9 protein-coding genes and 1 pseudogene are annotated in these 9,648 nt (G+C 64.5%); 7 read left to right on the top strand and 3 right to left on the bottom strand.

Features of this window, described 5'->3' with window-relative positions; translation table 11 throughout:
* Positions 1-574: 574 nt before the first annotated feature.
* The gene (gene ltrA / locus M3C17_RS14065) at positions 575-2,002 is read left to right on the top strand and encodes a group II intron reverse transcriptase/maturase (protein WP_228179573.1); all 1,428 of its coding nucleotides are present in this window, start codon (positions 575-577) and stop codon (positions 2,000-2,002) included.
* 106 nt (positions 2,003-2,108) lie between these two features.
* A pseudogene (locus M3C17_RS14060) lies at positions 2,109-2,585 on the top strand (transposase); the annotation flags it as partial.
* Positions 2,586-2,610: 25 nt separating this feature from the next.
* Here the strand turns inward: M3C17_RS14060 and M3C17_RS14055 are convergent.
* From M3C17_RS14055 to M3C17_RS14045, 3 genes are all read right to left on the bottom strand, one after another.
* Positions 2,611-3,039 carry a hypothetical protein gene (locus M3C17_RS14055; protein WP_259978505.1) on the bottom strand — a complete coding sequence of 143 codons (429 nt, stop codon included), beginning with the start codon at positions 3,037-3,039 and terminating at the stop codon, positions 2,611-2,613.
* A gap of 218 nt (positions 3,040-3,257) precedes the next feature.
* Positions 3,258-4,139, bottom strand: coding sequence for a hypothetical protein (locus tag M3C17_RS14050; protein WP_259978504.1), 882 nt, complete (start codon positions 4,137-4,139; stop codon positions 3,258-3,260).
* 10 nt (positions 4,140-4,149) lie between these two features.
* Complete coding sequence (locus M3C17_RS14045; RefSeq protein WP_259978503.1) at positions 4,150-5,010, bottom strand: hypothetical protein; 861 nt, start codon at positions 5,008-5,010, stop codon at positions 4,150-4,152.
* 280 nt (positions 5,011-5,290) lie between these two features.
* Here M3C17_RS14045 and M3C17_RS14040 point away from each other — a divergent pair, with 280 nt between their 5' ends.
* The 5 genes from M3C17_RS14040 to M3C17_RS14020 all read left to right on the top strand — a co-directional run bounded on the left by M3C17_RS14040 (position 5,291) and on the right by M3C17_RS14020 (position 9,639).
* Positions 5,291-6,838 carry a serine/threonine-protein kinase gene (locus tag M3C17_RS14040; RefSeq protein ID WP_259978501.1) on the top strand — a complete coding sequence of 516 codons (1,548 nt, stop codon included), beginning with the start codon at positions 5,291-5,293 and terminating at the stop codon, positions 6,836-6,838.
* Positions 6,839-6,876: 38 nt separating this feature from the next.
* Complete coding sequence (locus tag M3C17_RS14035; RefSeq protein ID WP_259978500.1) at positions 6,877-7,002, top strand: hypothetical protein; 126 nt, start codon at positions 6,877-6,879, stop codon at positions 7,000-7,002.
* Positions 7,003-7,101: 99 nt separating this feature from the next.
* Positions 7,102-8,886 carry a DEAD/DEAH box helicase gene (locus M3C17_RS14030; protein WP_259978499.1) on the top strand — a complete coding sequence of 595 codons (1,785 nt, stop codon included), beginning with the start codon at positions 7,102-7,104 and terminating at the stop codon, positions 8,884-8,886.
* Positions 8,879-9,106: a hypothetical protein gene (locus tag M3C17_RS14025; RefSeq protein ID WP_259978498.1), complete on the top strand. Its 228-nt coding sequence runs from the start codon at positions 8,879-8,881 to the stop codon at positions 9,104-9,106. Before M3C17_RS14030 ends, M3C17_RS14025 begins: the two co-directional genes overlap by 8 nt.
* Complete coding sequence (locus M3C17_RS14020) at positions 9,103-9,639, top strand: hypothetical protein (RefSeq protein WP_259978497.1); 537 nt, start codon at positions 9,103-9,105, stop codon at positions 9,637-9,639. Before M3C17_RS14025 ends, M3C17_RS14020 begins: the two co-directional genes overlap by 4 nt.
* Positions 9,640-9,648: the final 9 nt, after the last annotated feature.

Below are 9,648 nucleotides of genomic sequence, written 5' to 3'. Positions count from 1 at the left end.
ACCGCTCGGCGCCTGTCGCAGCAGGCGTGTGATAGCTGGAGGACGATCTGGCCCGTTGGCGTGAGCGGGTTGGGTGGAGCAGTCCTCGACAACGACGAGTCGTGCCAGAACTGCCAGATGGTGCGGGCTCGGCTAGCGAGACGGAGAGGCATACGGATAGGAACCAGTGGCTGAAAGCCTCTCAATACGAGACCACCGACTCCAACCTGGCGGATGCGGGTCGGGTTGCATCGCGCACCTTCACGGCTTCGGCGGTGAGGGGAACTCCTGGGCTGGGTGATGTCGCCGGTCGGGAGGCCACGGTGAAAGCCTGCGGCGTAGCCGTGGCGAGGATGCTGGGGCATAACTGGGTGCCGATCCCGTCGAAGGGTTCGAGAGTGAACGTGGGAACTATCCCGGCCTCGCCGGAGGTGCGTCGCCGCCAGCGACGACACCGAGGGCTGAGCGCACGGCCTGCTGATCGGGCCGGGATGGGACGGAGGGCCCGTAGTAGTCCGAGGCCGGGAAAGCCGGCCGCATGGCGAAGGGGTCCAGTGTGATCGCAGGATCGACAAGCAGTAAGGGAGACACAACCGTGAATGCGGATGTTCCGTGGCCAGCCGATACTCAGGAGGCGTGGGCGCGGGTACTGAGAATGCAGACGAAACTGCACCAATGGGCGACGACCGACCCCGGTCGTCGCTTCGATGATGTGTTCAACCTGGTCTATGACCCCGGGTTCCTCGTTGCGGCGTGGAGCCGGGTGGCGGGCAACAAGGGAGGCCGCACCGCCGGAGTCGACGGAATCGCCCCGCGATCCGTCCCGCCGGAGAAGGTGCACGGGATGCTCGCCGAGCTGCGCGAGAGCGTGAAGCACGGCGAGTTCGTCCCAGAGCGGGTGCGTCAGAAGTCGATCCCGAAAGCGAACGGCAAGGTCCGCAAGCTCGGGATTCCGACGATGACGGACCGGATCGTTCAGGCCTCTTTGAAGCTGGTGCTGGAACCGATCTTCGAGGCCGACTTCCAGCCGTCCTCGTACGGGTTCCGGCCGCGCAGGCGGGCGCAGGACGCGATCGCGGAGATCCACTACTACGCCTCACGTGGCTACGTGCAGGTGTTCGAAGCGGATATCACCGCGTGTTTCGACGAGATCGACCACGACGCGCTCATGCAGCGCGTCAGGGCGCGGGTCGTCGACAAGCGTGTGTTGCGTCTGGTCCGCGGGTTCCTGAGAGCGGGCGTCCTCAGTGAGGACGGCGTGAACAGGGACACGTTCACCGGCACCCCGCAAGGCGGGATCTTGTCGCCACTGCTGGCGAACATCGCCCTGTCCGTGGTGGACGAGCACTTCCAACGCAAGTGGGACATGCTCGGCCCGCAATGGTCGCGCACGAAGCATCAACGCGCCGGGGGCGCGACGATGAAGCTGGTCCGCTACGCGGACGACTTCGTCGTCCTCGTCCGCGGCACCCGCGAGGATGCCGAAGCGCTCTGGGACGAAACAGCCACCGTGCTCGCGCCGATGGGTTTGCGCCTGTCGGTCGAGAAGACGACGGTCACGCACATAGACACCGGGTTCGACTTCCTCGGGTGGCGCATCCAGCGCCGCCGGATCAGAGGTCATGGCGGGAAGACCGCGATCTACACCTACCCGTCACGGAAGTCGCTGGCTTCCATCCGGGACAAGGTGCGGACGCTGACCCGCCGGGCATCCCATCGAACGCTCGCCGACCTGCTGCGCCGCCTCAACCCGGCGCTGCGGGGCTGGTGCGCCTACTTCCAGCACGGCGTGGTCAAACGCGTCTTCACCGTCATCGATCACTTCGCCTTCTGGCGGATCGTGGGCTGGCTGAAGAAGCGGCACCCGAAGCTGAATATGCGCACCCTCGTCAGACGGCACCTGCCCCGGTGGCAGATCCGCGCCGAGGGGATCGAGTTCTTCCGTGCCTGGCAGGTCCCCGTGACCCGCTACCGCTACCGAGGAACCCGCATCCCGAACCCCTGGGCGAGCGTCACGGCGTGATCGCATGGAGAGCCGGATGCTCAGGAATGGGCACGTCCGGTTCGGAGGGCGGCCAGCAGAAACCCACCCGGCGCAAGCCAGACAGGGCGCTGCTGGCCGACCCTACACGGAGCATCGGACGAGCGAAGGCAAGCTGTACTGCTGCGCGATCAAGGATGTGTTCTCCAACCGCATCGTCGGCTACTCGATCAGCGACCGGATGACCGCGAAGCTCGCCGTCGATGCCGTCCGCAACGCCGTCTCTCGTCGCGGTGAGGTCGCCGGGTGCATCCTGCACGCTGACCGGGGCAGCCAGTTTCGTAGCAGGGCGATGGCCCGCGAGCTGCGCCGTCATGACATGGTCGGATCGATGGGTCGCGTCGGCGCGGCCGGGGACAACGCCGCCATGGAGTCGTTCTGGTCGCTGCTGCAGACGAACGTCCTCAACCAGCAGCGGTGGACGACCCGGCAGGAACTCCGGCTCGCGATTGTCGTGTGGATCGAGCGGAAGTATCACCGCCAGCGCGCCCAAGACACCCTCGGCGGCTTGACGCCCATCGAGTTCGAAGCCAAGCTAGCCGAGCCGCACACACTGGCGGCCTAAACCGAACCTGTCACCAGTTCGTTCCTCACGCCCGCTCGGGATAGCGGTCCGCGAGACCAGCGATGAAAGCGTCACCGTCCCACTGGCACGGGAACGACGCGTCCGCGGTGATCTCATCGAACAGAGCGATGCGTTCCTCGGTCGGCGTCCAAGGCGTCACGAGGTGGTAGCGGGCTATCCGATGCTCGCCTGGTGTGACGTGTTCTTGAACGAACCTTTCCCAAGACTTCTTGACCTGGCGGAACTGGCTATCGGTCATCGCTGTCGTGAAGCCTTTGACCTGCCAAACCTGGAGACCATCGGCCGTCGAGCGAAGGACGTCGATGCCACCATCACCCTGTGACGGATTAACCTGCCGCGCGTCGGTGTACTCGCGACGCAAAAGGGTCGCGACAAGAGACTCGATGGAGTCTCCGCTTCGCTGCTGAATCAGCGGCCAATCGTAGGTCGGCACAGTCCAAGACTACGAACTGGGTCGGAGACGTTGGGTGGGACGCGCTGCTACATGATGTGCGACTCGGCTACCGGCACCCAATCCGTCGGACAGGGCACTAGTGGCGTCAGAGATTCCATGTGGTATTCGCTGCAATACCCCCTACATTTTCTCCGCGTAAGTAGCCTCTGATCGGGACTTACCCGCCTCTAGAGATGGCCGGAGAATCGCCTGGATTCTTAGGCATCCCTGTAATGGAGCTGCCGGAGCGGGAGCTTGGGAAGGCTGGTTCCGAACCTCGCCCAGAGGCCACTGCAGACGTGTAGTCCCTCTGTGACGTCGCGGTCCTCGTACCGATACATGAGCCAAAGATGAACGTCCGCAAGGGGCGGGTTCAGTTGCGGCGGCATCAGGTCGCGCGGATTGGGCGGGGGCGAGTAACGGCTGAACGCTGCCGTCAGGTTCCCGGGCGGACCGAATGGGTACATCACGAGGTGCTTGTTCGGGTACCCGTCGAGCTTTTCGCCTAGGGCTCGCACTCCCCCTCGCTGCTCCTTGTCGACGGTGTGCAGGGATTGTCGAATCAACGTCCACGGATCGTCGGGCGAGGGTGCGTGCGTGACAGACCATCTGATCTGATGAGGCTCCGTGTGCGAATGCCGGCAGCGCTGAGCACACACTACTTGGACACCGTCGTCGTAGAGCCCGAGCTCGAGGATCGGGTCAGGATCCAAGCCCGGGAGCAACTGTTGCTCGTCGCGAGATGACCAGTGGTACTCGCAGCCGGCTTCGACAGTCCACCGAAGGACATCCGCCCTGATCTTGCCGCGAACGTGTCTAGTTGCGCCTCCCAAGATCGTGTACGGGATCATCACCCACACGCAGTGCGGCAGTGTCGGCTCCGCCATCGGAGCGAGGCGTTGTTCTGCTTCGCGAATGGCAGACGGTGTGGTCGTGATCACTTCCGCGACGTGTTTCCCATCCGCGGCTAGCAGGTCGGGCATGTTCGGCTCGGAGCCGTCGTCATACAGTCGAAACTCCACACCGAGCTCATCCGACAGCATCAGCCTCGCGTGTTCTTCTTCCGTTCTGGACACCAGCCTCACGTCTTCCTCGCACACACAGCGATCGTCAGGGCGTGCGCCAGATGGGGACGCCCGCGGCTCGTAGCGCCTCGGGCAGACGGTCGTGCACGTCGCGCATTGCCGACGAGAGTGCTTCGTAGCCGGCGTGCGTTTCGGCCACCACATCTTCGAGCACGGGCGGTACGTAGTCCGAGAACGTCGACACGCTCAGGGTCAGTGTTCCCGCGGCCTGGTCGGTCGCCCACGGGTTTTCAGACGGCACGCCGCCTTCGATGCTCTGGGGCCGCAGGCGGTGATATCCCGCGTCTCGCCGGGCTACGAGCGCCGCCCAGGCTGCGCTTTTCACGAGATCGTCCAGCGGCTCGACGAGATCCGCCAGCGCGACATCCCCCGTCTGCCGGGCAGCCGCCAGGATGTACTTCACCGTCTCGGGGTTGAGGGAGAGGTTTGCGAGTCGTCCGGAATCGAACGGCGCCGGGAGGCCGGTCCAGCGAAGCTTCGCGTCGAGACCTGCAGCGTTGCTGTGGATGCGGACGACGCGAGCCACAACATTCACTGCTGCATGGCCGGCGCTCACAGCCCAGAGCCCGGATGCTTCGGCGACTGCACGGCCGGCGATATTGCGATGGTTTGCGGTTGCGGGCTCTGTAGGGGTGTCGCGCCAAACCTCAGCATCGCGGAGCGCAGCGAATGCGAGTCCAAGCTGCTCCCCGGCGGCGGCCGCGCGGCCTAACAGATCCGCGAAGTAGCCGTGAGGCAGTCCCTTGCTCACGCCGTGTATTTCTGCCCACTCGTACTGGGCGCCCAGCATCTGCCAGTCGTGCGAGACCATCGCTCGTATCCGGTCAGCGTCGGTGAACGGCTGGCCCACGTCGCCGGGCAACAGCGTGCCCACGACGGCGGCCACAACTGGGCCCTTCGGTTTCGGCTCACTCATAGAAAACATGGTGACGCGGCCGACTCCCCCGCCACAACCGAAGCCAAGGTGCATGCCGCGTTCGCTGTCATCCCACGTCGCTGACGCCCGGCTAGGTCCCACGCGAGACCTACTGGGCGGCGGCAAGAGCAGCGGGTCGCCAGGATGACAACCTCACGATCTGCGCCATATAATGGTTGAGACACGACAAATCATTTCCGTGGTATACTTGTTTTATGGACAACAATTTCGAGAGCCGCGGAAGCTGCTCATGAGGCTCGGCGGGCTGAGCGAGGTCGCGGAAGAACTGGGAGTGACGCCCCAGCGGATCGCCGCACTGCGACAGCGACCCGACTTCCCGGACGCGGTCGGGGAGATCGCCCAGGGCCCGATCTGGGATCTGGACGTCGTCAAGGCCTGGAACGGATCCGGCCTGCGTCAAAGGAAGGCCGGACGCCCGAAGTCCGACCTCACCGTCAGAACCCTGGGCGGACGGTTCATCCTCGAACTTCCCGCAATCGGAAGCGGCGGATTCGCCGACGTCTTCCGCGCGACCGACCGGAAGACCGGGAACCTCGTTGCGGTCAAGGTCCTGCGGGACACGGCAACCGTGGACCCGGAGGCGATCAGCCGCTTCAAGCGAGAACTGCGGCTGCTCGAAGGGCTCACCCATCCCAACGTGATCTCCGTGATCGCGCAGGGCGAGACCGACGAGCAGGACGTCTGGTACGCAATGCCGTTGGCGCAGGGCAGCCTGGCCGACTTCATCGAGAAGGTCGACGGCAACCCGCCACTGATCGTGGACATCATGCGTCAGATCTGCGCTGGACTCACATACATCCACAGCAACGGCGTCTACCACCGTGATCTGAAGCCGGCGAACGTGCTCCGTCTCGAGAGCGGGGAATGGGCCGTGTCCGACTTCGGCCTGGCGGTTGAGGCCGAGCGGGGCACTACACCTCTGACGTCGACGCTTCGTGCAGGCATGGGCTCCTGGGTCTACGCGGCCCCCGAGCAGTGGGCGCGAGCGCGCAGCGCCGATCACCGCTCGGACGTCTACAGCCTCGGAAAGATCCTGCAGGAGCTCGTGACCCAGGAGTACCCGGTGAACACCGAGATGGCGGCAGGGCCCCTGCGACCCGTCGTCGAGCGCGCCACCGCGAACAACCCTGCCAGCCGGTACGGTTCTGTCGCCGAGTTCCTCGAGGCGCTCGAGCGTTCGCTCGGCACTCACCAGGAGTACGAGAACTGGGAGTCCCGGGAACAGACCGCTGAACGGCTCCGCGACCGGATGCTGAGCCCGTCGACGACGCCGGCCGATCTGATCGAGATGCTCGAGTGGGCCACGCTTCTCGACGAATCCGACGAGGATGACATGAAGGCGCTCAGCCGCGTCCTGCCGTGGTGCACCTCGTCGTCCATCGAGTTCCTCTGGGACCGGGACCGTGGCGCGTTCCGTCGTCTGTTCGAGCGGTTCTCGGACTACGTCAAGCGCACGGGGTTCTCGTTCGAGTACTGCGACGTGCTCGCGAACTTCATGCGCCGCGCCGTCGATGTCACCGGCGACTCCAGCATCCTGCGCATGGCGGTCGCTGCCCTCGCCGTCCTCGGCCCGGACCACAACCGCTGGCACGTGCGGGACGTGCTGGTCTCAGTCCTGCAGGACGTCAAATCGGAAGAGATGTCAATGGCCGCCATCGAGGGGCTGCGCTCGGTGAGCCGCAACCAGGTCGCCTGGTCGATCACCGACTTCACCGTTCGCACGCTGCCGCCGGCGATCCGGATCGGCATCGCCGACTGGATAAGCGAGGCCAGCTGATGACCCCTCGCACGACCTCAAGGAAGGAGGTGACAGACATGCCCAAGGGAAGACCCGCCGCGTCACGCGGCCACGCGCGCAGCGCCGTCTCGGGACGCTTCGTGAAGCTCAGCTACGCGAAGCGCAACCCGAGAACGACGGTGGTCCACAAGAAGAAGAGCTGAGCGGCTGAGACTTCGCGTGAACCAAGCGGGGCCGCCTTGGCGGGCGGTCCCGCTCCCAGCATAAACACCAACCCATCACCATCATGTTCGGAGCAGTAAGTGAAGACCGACCAGTACGTCGTCGTGCAACCCACGGTTGCCGGCAATCCCGAGCTGCGCGAGCCGCAGATTCTCGCCTATGAGGCGATCGAGAACCACGACTTTCAAGCTGCCGACGCCCGCGAGGTGTCGGTCGTCCTGCCAGTGGGGTGCGGCAAGTCCGGACTCCTCGCCCTCGCGCCCTTCGCCGCGAAGTCGAGGCGCACCCTGCTCGTCGCACCGAACCTGAAGATCGCCGACCAGCTGCTCGGCGACCTCACACCGAGCAACCCGAAGTACTTCTACACGAAGCGGAAGGTCCTCGACCGCGAGCCGTTCCCGGAGCCCGCGGAGATCCGCGGGGCCTCGAGCAACGTCGGCGACCTCGAGGAAGCCGACATCGTCGTCACGAACATCCAGCAGCTGCAGCGCGACAACAACAAGTGGCTCGCGAAGCTCCCCAGCGACTTCTTCGACCTGATCCTCTTCGACGAGGGCCACCACAACGTCGCCGAGAGCTGGGACGTGCTGCGACGCAAGTTCCCCGATGCGCGAATCCTGAACGTGAGCGCGACCCCGGCTCGAGCAGACGGAAAAGTGATGACCGGCGAGGTCATCTACAGCTACCCGATCTCCAAGGCCGTCGAGAAGGGGTACGTCAAGCGCATCAACGGATACCGGCTGAACCCGACGACGTTGCACTACGTTCGCCACGAGGGAGACGCCGAGGTCGAGGTCTCTCTGGATGAGGTGCGCCGTCTCGGCGAGGAGGATGCCGGCTTCCGACGCAGCATCGTCAGCTCCGAGGCCACCCTCACCACGATCGCCGAAGCATCCATCCGCAAGCTCCAGGAGATGCGAGAGGCCACCGGACAGCCCCGCCTGAAGATCATCGCCTCCGCTCTCAACATGGAGCACTGCAAGCAGGTCGTCGCGAAGTACCGCGAACTGGGGATGCGTGCCGACTTCGTCCATAGCCAGCTCGCGGAGAAGGCGAACGAGCGCATCCACGAGAAGCTCGACAACCACGAGCTCGACGTCATCGTGCAAGTGCGGAAGCTGGGCGAAGGGTTCGATCACCCGTACCTCAGCGTCGCCGCGGTGTTCAGCATCTTCAGCAACCTCGGCCCGTTCATGCAGTTCGTCGGCCGCATCATGCGCACCATCCCCGGCGTCGACCCCTTCGACCCCGTCAACGACGGAGTGGTGGTCTTCCATGTCGGAGGCAACATCACCGGGGTCTGGACGGACTTCCAGCAGTTCGCCGAAGCGGACCAGGCGTTCTTCGCCAACCTGATCGACGAAGACCTCATCGAACCCACCCCGACCCGCGAACCCGGCCCCGGAGGCAACGGCGGAGGCGGCAGCCTTCCGGTGATCACCGCCCAAGACGATGTCCTGCTCGAGAGCCTCACCCTGCTCACCGCCGACCCCAAGGTCGCAGCGGCGCTCGCAGTCCTGAAAGATGCCGGCATCAGCACGGGTGAGCAGTTCGACCGCCTGCAGCGGATCACCCCCACCAAGCAGGCGTCCCGTAAGGCGAAGCGGGCGCTTCTCGACGAGCTCGTGAAGACCGCCGTCGGCAAGCTCCTCGCCAAGCACAGCCTCAAGCACGCCGGCCGCGACTTCGATAAGACCCGCGAGAACTTTAAGGTCGTGAAATCCGCGATCGACCTTCGGATCAAGAAGACGGTCCCCAGCGGCGCAACCACCCGTAGCGAGTACTCCGCCACGGACCTGGACCATCTCATCAAGGAACTGCCGAAGATCGTCGACAGCGTGGAAGAGGAGCTGCGTCATGGGTAGCCAACGATCCCTGCTCAAATCGCTCACTGCGGGTGTCGCCGGCCGCAAGCACTATTGCAAAGGGAATAAGCGCCACATCCTCCTCAAGGGCGACCGGATTTTGGTGATCAAGATCGAGCGCGACAGCTTTCACTACTGCCTTGCCTGCGGACTCAAGTTCATCGCCACTGCCCGGAAAGACCTCACCGCGCTCGAGACCGACCTGCAGGCGACACAATGACGTTTGGACCCCACCCGACAACATGGACCTTCGCGCTCGATGCACGATCCACCCACTCGTCGATCATCGCGGCCGATGAAAACTCGTCCCCGATCTTCATGACGCCCGATGCAGTCTCCGCGCATGCCGGAACATTTGCGCGCACGACGAGCACTCCGACGGACGTGGCCGCGCTCCTTCAGCTGTCCGTCGCCCTACTTGAGACCAGCGTCGTTCACTACGAGTTCGCCGCGCTCGCACTGGAGAAATGCCTGCAGGCCATCGAGGCAGCCCTTCGCCACCGCTTCTCCGCAGGCAAGAACACCACCTTTAGCGAACTGATACGGCGCTTCCAGCGCGAGACCCATCCCGAACCCGAAATGGTAGAGATGCTGACGTTCGCCCGGGAGTTGAGGAACATGGCCGCGCACCCCACTACAGCCCCGGCCCTTCCAATCGTCGTCACCGTGTCTTCCATCCACCGATCCCACGATCTCGTGGCCGAGATATATCCCGAGCCCAGAGACAGCCCATCGACCTTGGTCGCAAAGTAGAGAGAAGTC

The sequence above is a fragment of the Microbacterium sp. p3-SID336 genome (genome assembly GCF_025143365.1).
Lineage (GTDB): Bacteria > Actinomycetota > Actinomycetes > Actinomycetales > Microbacteriaceae > Microbacterium.
The sequence above is the reverse complement of the archived record's forward strand: the minus strand, read 5'-3'. Positions and strand labels throughout refer to the sequence as shown.

Bases quoted from the DNA above. Each gene is read 5' to 3' on its own strand.
- M3C17_RS14040 (WP_259978501.1), top strand. From the start codon at position 5,291: ATGAGGCTCGGCGGGCTGAGCGAGGTCGCGGAAGAACTGGGAGTGACG.
- M3C17_RS14035 (WP_259978500.1), top strand. From the start codon at position 6,877: ATGCCCAAGGGAAGACCCGCCGCGTCACGCGGCCACGCGCGCAGCGCC.
- M3C17_RS14025 (WP_259978498.1), top strand. From the start codon at position 8,879: ATGGGTAGCCAACGATCCCTGCTCAAATCGCTCACTGCGGGTGTCGCC.
- M3C17_RS14020 (WP_259978497.1), top strand. From the start codon at position 9,103: ATGACGTTTGGACCCCACCCGACAACATGGACCTTCGCGCTCGATGCA.